This window comes from Oceanobacillus sp. FSL K6-0118 (assembly GCF_038006665.1).
GTDB lineage: Bacteria > Bacillota > Bacilli > Bacillales > Amphibacillaceae > Oceanobacillus > Oceanobacillus caeni.
In genome coordinates, this window is the sequence record NZ_JBBOVR010000001.1 from 2,967,812 (window position 1) to 2,982,641 (window position 14,830).

The following is a 14,830-nucleotide window of genomic DNA, read 5'->3' on the forward strand; positions in this document are numbered from 1 at the left end:
CTTACCTCCTATTTAGGGATATAAAATTACAGGGAAATAACTAAAGTTATCCCCTGTATATTATAAAACAGTATTATGTTCTATTCCAGAAGCGTTGTTGGGCAATTGCAGAGACAAAATCCTGCTCAAAGTTTGGATTATTTGCAGCAAAAACAACACCTGCTAAATTATTTTCTTTTGATGTCTGAATATAAGACTGTCCGGTCGAAGCAACACCAATCGGCTTATAGTGCTTATAGGCATTACTTACAAAATCCATGATGTCTTGCAGGAACTTTGCTTCATTTTTAGCACTTCCGCCAACGACATAAAGCGAGTCAAATAGGTAAGGACTAGTTGTCAGGAATGTCTTATTAACTTTGATTGTTGTACCATCGTTTCCTGTGACCTTACCGAGCGTTTCACTTATAATATCTATAAAGACCCCATTTTGTTGCAAATAGTTAAGTACATTTGTTACTTCTTTACCATTAAAACCATTACCAATTAGTACACCTACTTTTTGCGTATATGCATAACTAGGTGTATTGTACTGGCTAAGAGAAGCATAACTTGTAGAAACAGGTACATTGGATCCACTTGGGCGCTCTACACCAATATTATCAGCAACGATGCACGCCATTTCCTTATCAACATTGACTAATAAATTGACATTTTGTTGGCGGACAGATTCACTCTCAACTTTTCCGAGTTGATAGCTAAACGCTTGGATAGTATGCTGTTTTTCAATAGGTTTCATACTATTCCAGAATATCCTAGGTTGCGAAAAGTAATCGTTGAATGATTCGCTACGCCCACGTATAACGTGTCCTTCCACTTTTTTTGGACAATGCTCATAACCGCCTTTTTCCGGTGGTGTTGTGTATGGTGTGTTATTGGCTAGTGAGTTTTTATGATAGTCTACCTGATCAACATCAATTCGATATCTCATAGGGCCTCGTCGTTGATTATTATGAAACGGACAAATTGGCTTATTAATCGGTAATTCCTGATGATTGACTCCAATTCTGTGGTATTGTGCACTTTGATAAGCAATTAGCCTTCCCTGTAGGACAGGATCATTGGAAAAGTCAATTCCCGGTACAACATTTGCAGGGTTAAAAGCTACTTGCTCTGATTCTGTATGGTAATTATCAATGTTTCTATTTAATGTCATCTTCCCTATTATTTGAACAGGAACGAGCTCTTCTGGCCAAAACTTCGCAGGATCGAGAACATCAAAGTCGTATTTGAATTCGTCCTCTAGCGGAATCAGTTGAACACCTAATTCGTATTCAGGATAAGCACCTTTGTCAATCGCCTCTCGAAGGTCTCTACGGTGGAAATCAGGATCTAACCCACCGATTTTTAGCGCCTCATCCTGAAGAAGGGAATGAACACCCAGGAGGGGTTTCCAAACAAATCTTACAAATGTCGCTACTCCTTGCTCGTTAACAAATAGGTACGTATTAATGGACCACGACTCCATCATTCGGTAACTTCGTACAATACCACGATCAGACATGATCCACTGCACCATATGAAGTGATTCTGGGTTATTGGCTACATAATCCCAAAACCTGTCGTGTGCACCAGTAGCTGTTGGTATATCATCATCCTGCTTAGCTTGGTATGCATGCATAGCATCTGGAAACTTCATTGGATCTTGATTAATTAATACAGGCATAGCGATCGTTGTTAAATCATAATTTCCTTCTTCTGTATAAAACTTAACACCCTGACAACGTAAATCTCTTGCCGTATCATAAGACCCTCTAGGCCCTTGTACGGTAGAAAAACGGATGGTTAAGGGAGTCTTTTTCCCAGGTTCTTGAAAAAGACATGCTTTTGTCACATGCTTCATTGACTGATAACATTCAAAATCCCCATAGGCACTGTAACCTCTTGCATGAACTACTCTTTCTGGTTCCTCTTCTTTTACAAAGTGCGTCATTTTCTCAAAATAGTGATAATCCTCATGTAATGTAGGACCGCGTACACCAGCTTTTAAGATTTCTTCATCGTTTGAAATTTTTCGCCCTTCGTTTGTTGTCATCGGCTTTCCTGTGTTTTGTACACGGTATTGATCTAACTGCTCTTATTTAGCATCTTTATTCATAGGCTTTTGGTTTCTTGATGACTTATCATCCATGTAATCACCCATCCTTTAATTTACAATTTAAACTCCGCTTATATCATATGTTAGTAATCTCGTAAATATTCCTCTAAGATGGTAACTGAATATTGTAGAGGTGGTATTGACCTGAAACCGAAAAAGCTTGGTAAGGTATTTTTCATTTAACCTTACCAAGCTTTATTATTCTTACATACTCTTTCTCATCACCTTATTCCCATCATAGGAAAATAGTGCTTTTTTTCCTTCTAAAACAGTCTCCATATGGACTTTCCTTCCCCAAAGTTGATAAACGTAAGGAAGAACATTCTCTAAATAGTGAAGGTCTAATTCAATTCCTTCATAGTTATGCATTAAATATAATTCACCATTTCGGTTATAATCACCATTTTCTACCGTTATATACGGGAACCCACCATTCACACGCATAGACACTAGTTGGTCACGAACTTGCTCGTAATCTTTTGTCGTAATACGATAGTCTCTACCTTTCTTTTCAAACAGATACATATCTTCTTTTTGTGCCAAATCTTTCGTTAAATAGTTACGAATAAAGGAGATATCCGATTCAATTTCACGAACCTCAAACATTTTTTCACGACCACTACCGGGCTTATAACCTAATTTTTTCATATCTTCAGTCGGATTGTTATACCTTTCTTCAATATCTTCAAAAATCTTTAATCCTAAATAGTAAGGGTTAATTTGTGTTCTTGACGGTTGAACAACCCCCGCATTTAATTTAGAATACTCAATGGTTTCTTCTGTAGTTAAGTCTAACTCCCTCATGATCCGTTGATGCCAAAAGGATGCCCAGCCTTCATTCATAATTTTCGTTTCAAGCTGTGGCCAAAAATATAGCATCTCCTCACGCATCATGGTTAAAATATCACGCTGCCAATCTTCTAACTCACGACTGTATTCTTGAATAAATAATAAAATATCTTTCTCTGGTTGTGGCGGGAATTTTCTTTCCTTTTTTCTTCCTACTGGTTTCTTTTCTTTTGGCTTTTCATCCAAACTCCACAAGTCATCATATGGAGATTGCTTCACTACTTTTTCTTCCTCTTCTTCCATCCATTCTAATTCCTCATACGAAAGCCTAGACGAAATAATAGATGGATCAATATGTTCCTGAATAGACAATACTGCATCTAAGAATTTTTCAACTTCATCTTTCCCATATTTCATTTCGTAATCTGCAATACGTTCCGCTGTTGCTGTCATACTTTCTACCATATCTCTTCTTGTTTTAGAGAAACGAATATTATTTTTGAAAAAATCACAATGTGCTAAAACATGGGCAATGATTAACTTATTTTGAATCAGTGTATTCGTGTTGAGTAAAAAGGCATAACAAGGATCTGAGTTAATAACCAGCTCATAAATCTGGCTAAGACCAAGATCATATTGGAGTTTCATTCTGTGAAATTGTTTTCCAAAACTCCAGTGTGAAAACCTTGTAGGCATCCCATAAGCTCCAAATGTATAAATAATATCGGCAGGGCATATTTCATAACGCATTGGAAAAAAGTCAAGGCCAAAATGCTCGGCTATTTCCGTAATCTCCTCTATCGCAAACTCTAGCTCCTTTGTCATCGACAAGTAGAATCCCCTCCAAAATCGCTTTATACATTTTATGAATGAAGTAAGGAATAAATGAAAAGAATTCCTAGAAAACTCGGAGTTCATCAAAAACTTTAGCGAATATATCTTAGTTATACTTTTGTAGAATGATGTGAATAGTCTTCCCATTACTGTATGATTTCATCGGAAACAGGAAACTTTATATACTGGAGGGATGGACATGAATCAGCATTTTCTAACAATCGAACAATTTAACGATTTAATAAGACAATGGAATGGGAAACAAATTAAAATCGTAAAGCATGAATTGGATGATTTTGATGAGACGTTAATGGATTTAAGTGCCATTTCATATTCTAAAAACGGGGGAACCATCGATGGTTATGAACCAATCTATTCCCTGAATTTAAATGGAAGTGGTATCATTGGAACCACAATAAATAAGTACGAGTCACTCCCGTCTGAATTATATGAAATTCCTCTCGAGGACTCAGCAATGTATGAATATGATGGTTCTCGTTTTATAGTGAGTACTTCAAGAGGTGTATACACAATAGAAACGATTGAATCATGACCACCCGTCCAACGGGTGGTTTGCACAACGGCTATAAGCCTATACTACCGACCAGCGTCTCAAGGCGCTGGCTTTCATATAGCATTCAAGCCTCATTGTCGTTGCCTCTTTTGCTAACCCCTGAAGGAGTGTTAGTATTTCTTGCCACCCTTAAAAGGGTCTTCATATTCTTTTACACTTAATTTATCAAGTGCAATATCATGTTTTTCTTGCTCTTGAATGTATTTTCTAATGGTAGCTTCATTCAAACCAACTGTACTTACATAATATCCTTCAGCCCAAAAGTGTCTATTTCCAAACTTATATTTTAAATTTGCATGCTTATCAAATATCATTAGAGCGCTTTTTCCTTTTAAATATCCCATAAAATTTGATACTGCTAGTTTTGGTGGAATACTCACTAACATGTGAACATGATCTGGCATAAGATGTCCTTCGATTATTTCTACCCCTTTATATTTACAAAGTGTTCGAAGTATCTCGCCTATGCTCCTTCGATATTGATTGTAAATTATTTTTCGTCTATACTTTGGAGTGAACACAATATGGTATTTACACAACCATTTTGTGTGTGCCAAGCTATTTGCTTTATTGGCCAATTTACTCACTTTCCTTTCTATATTTAGAGGCTTGAACAATCTCTATTATAGAAGAAAGTGAGTTTTTTGTTTGGTATAACCACTTGTTACCCACCCGCATAGCAGGTGGTTTTCTGTTTCGCACGCTGCCGCGTACTCAACGGACTAAAGTCATAATAAAATGGAAACCGGCTCATGCCGGTTTCTTTACCAGCATTCACACTAAAACAAAAAATCCCGCAAAATGCGGGGACTCTATTATACAAGCTCTTCTTCTTTTTTAAAGAATGTTTTCATTGCATGATATACGTCACGTTTTTCTTTTAAAATATAGTGTCTAAATTTAGGATCTTCTATCGTACGATACGCATTCATTAATGTGGAGTATCGACTATATCCATTTACCTCACCATAACCGAACATTTGAGACACTTCCATAATTTGACCAAGCAGATCAATACATTTCGCATTGTCAGATGTAATATTTTCACCATCTGAGAAGTGGAATGGATAAATATTATAACGTTTCGGATTATACTTCTCATTAATAAGTTCTAAAGCTTTTATATAAGCAGAAGAGCAAATGGTACCTCCACTTTCTCCTTTATTGAAGAAATCGTCTTCGGATACCACTTTTGCTTCTGTATGATGAGCAATAAATTCAATATCTACAGATTCATACTTCGTTCGTAAAAATCTTGTCATCCAGAAAAAGAAACTTCTAGCCATGTATTTCTCAAATGTTCCCATAGATGCACTTGTATCCATCATTGCAAGTACAACCGCTTTTGATTCCGGCTTGACCACTTCATTCCATGTTTTAAATCGTAGGTCATCATTATAAATTGGTGCAATGGACGCTTTCCCTTCCCTAGCATTTCGCTTAAGAGCAGTTAATATCGTTCGTTTCTTGTCAATGTTACCCATAAGCCCTTTCTTACGGACATCATTAAACTCAATATCTTCTACAATTATTTCATCTTGTTCCTTTTGTTCTAAATTCGGTAATTCTAAATCTCTAAATAGAGCTTCTTCCACTTCTTCAATGGAAACTTCTGCTTCATAATAATCCCTTCCAGGCTGATCACCCGCTTTCTTTCCTTGACCGCTCCCTTGCGCTTGATCACCTCTACCAGGTTCCCTCGCAATGACATCGCCAACTTGACTATCTCCATCACCTTGGCCAACATGTTTATTCTTATTATAGTTATAACGAATTTTGTATTCATCAAGAGAACGAATAGGTATTTTTACAATTTCACGGCCATTCGACATAATAATGTTTTCCTCTGTCACTAAATCAGGCAAGTTATTTTTTATAGCATCTTTTACTTTTTCAATATGTCTTTGTTGATCTTGATAGCCTTTACGATGGAGAGTCCAGTTTTCCTGGGAGACAATGAAATTCGTCTTACGCTTTTCCGACAATTACGATCCTCTCCTTTTCCTTTGAAATTTCTTTAACAGATAGCAAAATATGCAACTAAAGCATTCGCTAAAAGTCCTGTCTATGCCTTAGTTTTCTAATATTATCTTTAAAAGAATTTTTTAAAAGTAACTAGATTACTTTATTTATCATATGCAAAACCTATTTAGTTATTGCTACTTTTTCAAAAATATAGACAATACATACAAGTGCAGATTGTTGGATTAATAGCTTCTAAAGCTTTTCATCGTACTAACTGAAATAACAATTCCAATATAGATAAAAAAAACAGGACTAATGTATAATATTAGCCCTGTTTTCTAAAAGACAATACATCATACAGCTTAAACCTAATTTTTATCCGTCTTTACTGGATGAAAGACCACCACTTTAAGTGGGGAAAACATTCAGTAGAACCCCGAAAAGTTTACCTAATCTGTGGGAGAATACGACAATTAGCTTCACTTTATCGGTTCAATAGGCTTCCTACATAACGTAATAATTCGTTTGCTGAAGTGGAGTTATAACCGTACTCGTCAATTAAACGAGCGATAACTTCGTTTACTTTCTTCAGCTGTGACTCATCTGGTGTTTTCGATGAGGTTGTGATTTTTACAACGTCTTTTAAGTCAGCAAATAGTTTCTTCTGAATAGCTTCACGGAGACGTTCGTGTGAATTATAATCAAAACGTTTTCCTTTTCTCGCAAACGCTGATAGCCTGATTAGAATTTCTTCACGAAAAGCTTTCTTCGCATTCTCAGAGATACCAATTTGCTCCTCAATAGAACGCATAAGTTTTTCATCTGGATTCATTTCTTCTCCGGTCAACGGATCTCTTAGTTTATTATGGTTGCAATATGCTTCCACATTATCCAGATAATTATCCATTAACGTCTTAGCGGATTCTTCATACGAATACACGAAAGCTTTTTGAACTTCTTTCTTCGCAATTTCGTCATATTCCTTTCTAGCAATTGCAATATAATTCATATATTTTTCTTTATCCTCTTTCGAAATCGATGCATGAGCATCCAGTCCATCTTTTAATGAACGTAAAACATCTAAAGCATTAATAGACGGTACATCTTTTCGAATAATGGTAGATGAAATTCGGTTGATCACATACCTCGGGTCAATTCCATCCATACCCTCATCCGAATACTCTTTCCTTAATTCCTCTACATCGATATCGTTAAACCCTTCCACACTCTCTCCATTGTATAAGCGTAACTTCTTAAGTAAATCCACACCCTGTTTTTTAGATTCTTTTAATCTAGTAAGAACAGAGAATATTGCTGCTACTTTTAAAGCATGTGGAGCAACATGCACATGGGCCATATCACTCGTTTTTATCATTTTCTCATAGATTTTCTCTTCTTCATCCACTCTGAGATTATAAGGAATCGGCATCACAATAATCCTTGAATGTAACGCCTCATTTTTCTTGTTAGAAATAAACGAACGGTATTCCGCTTCGTTTGTGTGCGCTATGATAAGTTCATCAGCACTTATCAGGGCGAATCTACCGGCTTTAAAATTCCCCTCTTGTGTTAGAGATAGTAAATGCCAGAGGAATTTCTCATCTGACTTCAAGATCTCTTGGAATTCCATCATCCCACGGTTCGCTTTATTCAGCTCCCCATCGAAACGGTAGGCCCTCGGATCTGACTCAGAACCATATTCTGCAATGGTGGAGAAATCAATACTACCAGTTAAATCCGCAATGTCTTGGGATTTCGGATCAGATGGACTAAATGTTCCAATTCCAACCCGTTTATCTTCTGAGAAAAAGATTCTTTCTACTTCAACGTCTTCAATCTTACCATCATATTCCTTTTCCAACCGCATCGTATTAAGTGGGGATAAACTACCTTCAATTCGAATGCCGTATTCTTCGTAAAAATCATCTCGTAAATGGTGTGGTATTAAGTGCAGTGGATCTTCATGCATTGGGCAGCCTTTGATCGCATACACCGCTCCAGCATCTGTACGTGAATATTCTTCCATTCCACGTTTTAACATACTAACAATGGTGGATTTCCCACCACTAACTGGACCCATCAATAGTAAAATACGTTTTTTAACATCAAGTCGTTTTGCAGCAGGGTGAAAATACTCCTCCACTAAACTTTCTATTGCCTCTTCCAAACCATATATTTCTTTACTAAAAAATTTATATGTTTTTCTTCCATCAACCTCTTCTATTCCAGCATCTTTAATCATATTATAAATACGGGAGTGGGCAGGCTGTGCAACTTCTGGCCTTTCTTTTAAAATTTCCAAGTATTCCGCAAAAGTACCTTCCCATTTCAAACTTTCCTCTTTATCACGGTAATCTCTTACCTTACCTAGAATATCCATTTATACTCTCCCTCCATCATTACTGCGGTTTATAAATTCTATGCACGTACATCTCGTCTCATTCACTAAAAGTTTGAATATTACATCCGCTTCTACATTAAGAAATAACTATCGTCAAAATTCTAGGCCTTTTCGTAATCCTCGGGGAATTAATGTCGAATAAGAAGTGATACTTATGCGGGGGAGAAAGTGTTATGCTTTCTGACAAAAAAAGCCCCTGTCACCCGTAAAATGACAAGGACTTTCCTCATTAATGATGGTGATGTCCACCTTTTGAAGGATTCGTAATAACAAACCCTTCATTATCAACATAGAAATATTGAATCCAAATTCCATCTAAAAGCTCTTCTCGAGTATCCAGAATGATATCAATATCTTTATCCGTTTTTACTACTTCATCATGCTCTCCTGGAGTATCAAATGAAATCCCATAATGCGCATGGTCTCCATGCATATGAGATATATGGATACGAATCATTTTTCCTTCCGCTTCATCTGATTCTAACATTTTCTTTAATTCTTTTGCTGCGTTTCTATTTATTTTAACCTTCATCTATTTCTACTCCTATTCACTTCTAAATATTTTTCCATCATAATTATCACACAGGCAACTATTAACTGTCATCTAAAGAAACTTGTAACATAGCACTATTTTTAATCAGTCTAACCAATAATGGAATATTTAATATCTAAGATTGTTTATAAGTAAAAAATCCAGTAAGCCATTCGCTACTGGATTCGTTCGTTTACATATTATACAAAAGTGTCTGGATCAGGACCGCTTCTTTCGTTTCGATTTAGGCTATCTATTTGTTTCACTTCTTCTTTCGTTAATGAAAAATCAAAAATATCGGCATTCTCGATAATTCGTTGTTCTTTTACCGACTTTGGAATTGTGACAACATTATGTTGAACGTCCCATCGTAAAATAACCTGCGCAGGGGTTTTGCGATATTTTTCAGATAGCTCTTGAATAATAGGCTCATCAAAGACTCCCCCTCTTTTAAGCGGAGCCCATGCTTCAAGTTGAATATTTTCTTTTTCACAATATACTTTTAATTCTTCTTGTGTTAAATGAGGATGATACTCGACTTGATTAATTACCGGCTTTACCTTACAGTCTTTTAATAAATCTTCTAAATGATGTACTTGAAAATTACTTACTCCAATTGCACGTACTTTTCCTTCTTCATAAATCTTTTCCAATGCTCTATATGTATCTTTAAACTTTCCAGTAACTGGCCAGTGAACTAAATAAAGGTCTAAGTAATCAAGGCCTAGTTTTTCCAAGCTATCTTCAAAGGCTTTTAATGTATTGTCATAGCCCTGCTGATCATTCCAAACCTTGGAGGTAACAAAAATCTCTTCTCTTGGAATACCAGATTCTCTAACGGCTTGCCCCACACCCTCTTCGTTATGATAATAGGAAGCCGTATCAATAAGTCTATATCCATGTTTCAACGCAGCTTTAACCGATTGAACAACACTTTGACCATCTTCCATTTTATATACCCCAAGACCAAATCCTGGCATTTTCACACCGTTATTTAACGTGACTGTATCCTGTAAATTGGTGATCAAAAGAATTCCTCCCATTCTTAGATTCTACCCTTATCTTATCATAATGCATCAGCTGCCGTTAATGAAACTAAACTTTTTTTAAATTCAAAACAAATAGAGGATGTTCAAAGTCCGGTGAAAATGACATGCCCCTGCCTAGATCGGCGTTCCAACAAACCTTTACGGTGGAACGAGCAATCGGAGGCCTAGGACGTTGCACATTTAGCAGACCTCTGACCTCTTCCCCCTTCTTTTTGAGCACGCCCTAATAGATCATTTTTCTTTTAGCAGAAGATAATATATTTAACTCTTCACGGTATTTAGCCACCGTTCTCCGAGAAATAGTTATCCCATGCTTCTTACTCAAATAATCAGCTATCTTTTGATCAGAATATGGCTTTTGTTTATCTTCATTACGTATAAGCTCCCCCAAAAGCATCTTCACTTTTACTGAAGATGTATATTCCCCAGTATTACTAGCTAATTTAGATGTGAATAACCTTTTCATTTCAAAGGAACCAATAGGGGTTTGAATAACTTTGTTACTAATTGCACGGCTTACGGTCGACTCATGCATTTCAATAGATTCTGCTACTTCTTTTAATGTCATCGCTTTTATTGAAGAAAATCCATTATCTAGAAAATCCTGCTGATTTTCTACAATATATTCGGTTATTTTTAATATAGTAGAACGGCGTTGCTCAATACTTTTTTTCAGCCATAAATATTTTTGGTAATTAGCCGTAACATATTTTGACCAATCACCTTTTCCACTAATTAAACCCACATAATCTTGATTGATATGAATATTAGGTAAGTAACTGTCATTCAGAGATATGACGTAGTTTCCATTCTTTTTTTCTATCGAAATATCAGGATATAAATAATTGGTGGGGGGACTTGTAAAATCGGAGCATGGTCTAGGGTTTAGTGTCTGAATATATTCATAGATTTTTTTTACTTCTAATAAGGATATTCCTAATTCAGTGGAGATTTTCTTCCACTTTTTCTCTGAAAGTAACTCTAAATAATTCTTAATTACATAAGCTACTAAAGACTCATCCGGATAGTACTCTTGAGCTTGCAGTAATAAACATTCCTTTAAATTTCGTGCCCCCACACCTAAAGGCTCTAACCCTTGTAACAACTTAATAGCATGCTCCGCTTCCTGAGGAGAAATGTCTAATTGAACTTCAATTTCTTTATTAGACATTGGTAAGTATCCATTTTCATCTATATTATATATGAGATAGGTAAGAATAGATTTTTCTCCCTCGCTAATGGATAACCATTTTACCTGTTCTAGTAAATACTGATCTAACCCACCTTCTTTTGTGGATAAGAAATCAAGTGGACTAACATAATCATCTTCCGTATTAACATTTCGTGAATAAAATTTACTTCCCATCATGCTATATTTTTCTTCAAACTGTACCGATGTATTTTTTTCTTCTAATTCGATAAGCGGATTTTCTATCGCCTGCTCCCGAATAAACTGGAATAAATCCAAGGTTGAATATTGTAATAAAGATATTGCCTGTCGAAGTTCCGGACTCATCACCAAATTGATGGTTTGCTTTTGATCCAATCCAAGTTTCATCATTATCCCCCAATGTATACGTTTACATAGTAGAACAATATTGTACGAATATTTAAAATTAATTTTACTATACTAACATTAATTGCGCAATAAGCTATTTCATTTTAATCAATAAAGTGGGGGTTTTCCTTTATCCCCCACCTTCCTCAGAATCTTGAGGTGGGAGTCTTACTATACGTATAGGTGGGATAAACCTCTTCATTTATTCATTCTACTTCCACGTTTTCTCTCTTACTATTTCATATAAATAGGCCATATCTTTATCACCATAGCCAGACGTAACTACTTCTTGATAGCGATCAAATAACGCCCTGCTAATTGGCAAATCAAGTGCTTCCTGTTCGGCAACCTCCATAGCAAATCCAAGGTCCTTCAATAGTAACTTCAAGGTAAAGCCCGGGTTATAATCTGACTTAGAAATAAAGCTTTTGTAATTCCGCTCAAAAATTCTGCTCTGTCCGTAGCTGACGTTTAACATAGAAAACAAGTCGTCTAGATCAATATTCTTTTTGTTAGCTATATGCAGAGCCTCACTGACCCCAGCTGTATAAAAGCCAATTAAAAGATTATTTATCAATTTAACGGTAGTTCCGCTATCCACTTGTTCATCAACATGGAAAATGTTCTCGCCAAGTACTTTCAATGTAGGAAGTACCTTCTCGTATACAGCTTTCGAACCCCCAACCATCACGGTAAGGGTTTGATTTTCCGCCCCAATCACCCCACCACTTACAGGTGCCTCCAAGAAACCTATCCCCTTCAAATCAGCAGCTTCTGCGATTTTCTGGTTCATTTCTGGAGCAACAGTACTTGTATCAACTAATATCATATCTGGATGACTATTTTCTACTATCCCATCATCACCTAAGTATACGTCTTCCACTGCTTTAGTGGAAGGCAGACTGGTAAATACTACTTCACTATTCTCCACCACTTCAGCTATCGAAGGACTGATGCCACCTCCCACCTCTTGAAGCAAACGTTCAGCGTTTTCATTTAAGTCATAACCCAACACCCGGTAGTTTCCATTCTTAACGAAGTTTTTTGACATCGGTAAACCCATATTTCCTAAACCAACAAAACCAATGCGTTTCATAAAATAACATCCCCTTTTATATCACATGAATGGGCTTCATAATCAATGACCGCAGTAGACTCGACTTTTCAAATCTTCCTATTTTTAGATACCCAAAAAACAATGATAACAAGGACTCAATAATAATTGAGACATCTTGTCCACTTCCTAAATATAATACCTTCACTCAGCATCCATTGGCTGAGTGAAGATAATTTTCAACCGATATTTCTATTACGTTAGCTACTCCATTTTACTTTGGGCAAAATTAATCTTGAGACTTTCAGAATAGTAGAATGTTAATTCACCTTTTTAGCACTTCCCCAATGCATTTCTCGCAAGCGGAATTTCTGTAGCTTACCTGTAGCCGTTTTTGGTAAATCTTCCACAAACTCTACCATTTTTGGAGCCTTAAAATGCGCCATATTATTACGACAATAATCAATTATATCTTGTTCAATTACTTTCGCATCCGGTTGAAGAACAATAATTGCTTTTGGTACTTCTCCCCACTTTTCATCTGGTACGGCAATAACCGCCGCTTCCAATACATCTTGATGTTTATAAAGAACTCCTTCCACCTCTGTAGAAGAAATGTTTTCTCCACCCGAGATAATTAAATCTTTCGCACGATCACGAATTTCAATATATCCATCTGGATGGGTAACTGCTAAATCACCGGTATGGAACCATCCATCTTTAATCGCTTCTTCCGTTTTTACAGGATCCTTATAGTATCCTTTCATAACAACGTTTCCTCGAGTAACAATTTCCCCCAATTCTTCCCCATCCCAGTTTACTTCCTCACCATCTGGTCGAATTACTTTTGTTTCTCCGTTAAAAGCAAGCTCAATCCCTTGTCTTGCCTTAATTGAAGCTTGATCATCCATAGACTTGGAGTCAAAAGCTTTCTTCCACTCACAATATAAAATAAATGGCGATGTTTCTGTTAAACCATAAACATGCATCATATCTAATCCTAAAATCTCTTGCGCCTTTTGAATTAGTGCCGCTGCCGGGGGTGATCCCGCTGTCGCCATACGTGGACTTGTCGTAATCTTTGCTTCTTTTGCGTTTGGATCATTAACGAGCATATTAATTACAGTTGGTGCCCCACATAATAAAGTAATTCCTTTTTGTTCAAATAAATCTAGAATTTTTGGAGGATCAACCTTTCGTAAACAGACATGTGTAGCTCCAGCTGCAGTTATTGCCCAAACACCTCCCCATCCATTTGCATGGAACATAGGTAATGTGTGCAAATATACATCATCATGTTTGACGTTTAGATGGTACATGAAATCTGCTGCATTAATATAATTACTGCGATGAGTTTGCATAACGCCCTTTGGCCTTGAGGTAGTTCCACTCGTGTAGTTGATTGTAAGTAACTGATTTTCATCTATTTCGACTTCTGGAGGTGTAGCTGAAGATGCATGATTAAGAAATATTTCGTAGTCTATACTTTTTAGCGAAGAATTGTGTCCTTCTACAGGGACTAAAATGATGTTCTCTAATGATAAGTTGTCTATAATTTCTTCAATTGGTGCAGCAAACTCTGCATCGACAATTAACATTTTTGCATCACTATGATTAATAATGTATTCCATATCAGATGCTGAAATCCGATAGTTTAATGGAACCGTTACCGCACCTAATTGACTAATTCCATAGAAGCTTTCAAGCATATAGTGTGTATTTGGTAGCATTACCGCAACATGATCACCCTCCCGGATACCAGCTTCATGTAAAGCAACCGCTAATCGATCTGTTCGCTCCCCAAATTCCCTATATGTAAATTCCTTATTCTCATCAATCACAGCAATTTTGTCTGGATAATATTTAATCGCTCTTCGTTTCCAATCAAGTGGAGTTAGTGGTGTAATCATCCATAACAGCTCCTTTTCTATTTAATTACTTTTAATTCTTCCGAGCTCAAAAATGTGCTTTGTACT

At 36.5% G+C, this 14,830-nt stretch carries 11 protein-coding genes; 1 reads left to right on the forward strand and 10 read right to left on the reverse strand.

The annotated features are described in order from the left end of the window. Positions 1 to 73: 73 nt before the first annotated feature. Both MHI02_RS15105 and MHI02_RS15110 read right to left on the reverse strand, forming a co-directional pair. A complete protein-coding gene (locus MHI02_RS15105) occupies positions 74 to 2,035 on the reverse strand; it encodes a catalase (protein WP_445668985.1) in 1,962 nt (653 codons plus the stop codon). Positions 2,036 to 2,302: 267 nt separating this feature from the next. After that, positions 2,303 to 3,712: a SpoVR family protein gene (locus tag MHI02_RS15110; protein ID WP_145523876.1), complete on the reverse strand. Its 1,410-nt coding sequence runs from the start codon at positions 3,710 to 3,712 to the stop codon at positions 2,303 to 2,305. A 208-nt stretch (positions 3,713 to 3,920) separates the two neighbouring features. On the opposite strand from MHI02_RS15110, the gene MHI02_RS15115 reads away from it, so the two are divergent. After that, positions 3,921 to 4,274: a hypothetical protein gene (locus tag MHI02_RS15115; RefSeq protein ID WP_341166025.1), complete on the forward strand. Its 354-nt coding sequence runs from the start codon at positions 3,921 to 3,923 to the stop codon at positions 4,272 to 4,274. Positions 4,275 to 4,405: 131 nt separating this feature from the next. Here MHI02_RS15115 and tnpA read toward each other — a convergent pair whose 3' ends face one another. The 8 genes from tnpA to MHI02_RS15155 form a co-directional block, all read right to left on the reverse strand. Beyond that, on the reverse strand, positions 4,406 to 4,873 hold the full coding sequence (gene tnpA, locus MHI02_RS15120; protein ID WP_216884347.1) for an IS200/IS605 family transposase: 468 nt from the start codon (positions 4,871 to 4,873) through the stop codon (positions 4,406 to 4,408). Positions 4,874 to 5,110: 237 nt separating this feature from the next. Then, positions 5,111 to 6,280, reverse strand: a complete 1,170-nt coding sequence (gene yhbH, locus MHI02_RS15125) for a sporulation protein YhbH (RefSeq protein ID WP_047184835.1) — start codon at positions 6,278 to 6,280, stop codon at positions 5,111 to 5,113. 464 nt (positions 6,281 to 6,744) lie between these two features. Next, the gene (locus tag MHI02_RS15130) at positions 6,745 to 8,640 is read right to left on the reverse strand and encodes a PrkA family serine protein kinase (RefSeq protein WP_047184836.1); all 1,896 of its coding nucleotides are present in this window, start codon (positions 8,638 to 8,640) and stop codon (positions 6,745 to 6,747) included. A gap of 250 nt (positions 8,641 to 8,890) precedes the next feature. Beyond that, entirely contained in the window at positions 8,891 to 9,193 is a 303-nt protein-coding gene (locus tag MHI02_RS15135; protein WP_047184837.1) for a heme biosynthesis protein HemY, read from the reverse strand. 200 nt (positions 9,194 to 9,393) lie between these two features. Continuing rightward, positions 9,394 to 10,221, reverse strand: a complete 828-nt coding sequence (locus tag MHI02_RS15140; protein WP_165589171.1) for an aldo/keto reductase — start codon at positions 10,219 to 10,221, stop codon at positions 9,394 to 9,396. A 244-nt stretch (positions 10,222 to 10,465) separates the two neighbouring features. Then, entirely contained in the window at positions 10,466 to 11,800 is a 1,335-nt protein-coding gene (gene rpoN / locus MHI02_RS15145; RefSeq protein ID WP_052771681.1) for an RNA polymerase factor sigma-54, read from the reverse strand. Positions 11,801 to 12,011: 211 nt separating this feature from the next. Next, positions 12,012 to 12,896 (reverse strand): NAD(P)-dependent oxidoreductase, encoded by an 885-nt coding sequence (locus MHI02_RS15150; protein WP_341166026.1) that lies wholly within the window; start codon positions 12,894 to 12,896, stop codon positions 12,012 to 12,014. A 278-nt stretch (positions 12,897 to 13,174) separates the two neighbouring features. Further along, positions 13,175 to 14,764, reverse strand: coding sequence for a long-chain-fatty-acid--CoA ligase (locus MHI02_RS15155; RefSeq protein ID WP_145542792.1), 1,590 nt, complete (start codon positions 14,762 to 14,764; stop codon positions 13,175 to 13,177). Between the last annotated feature and the right edge of the window lie 66 nt (positions 14,765 to 14,830).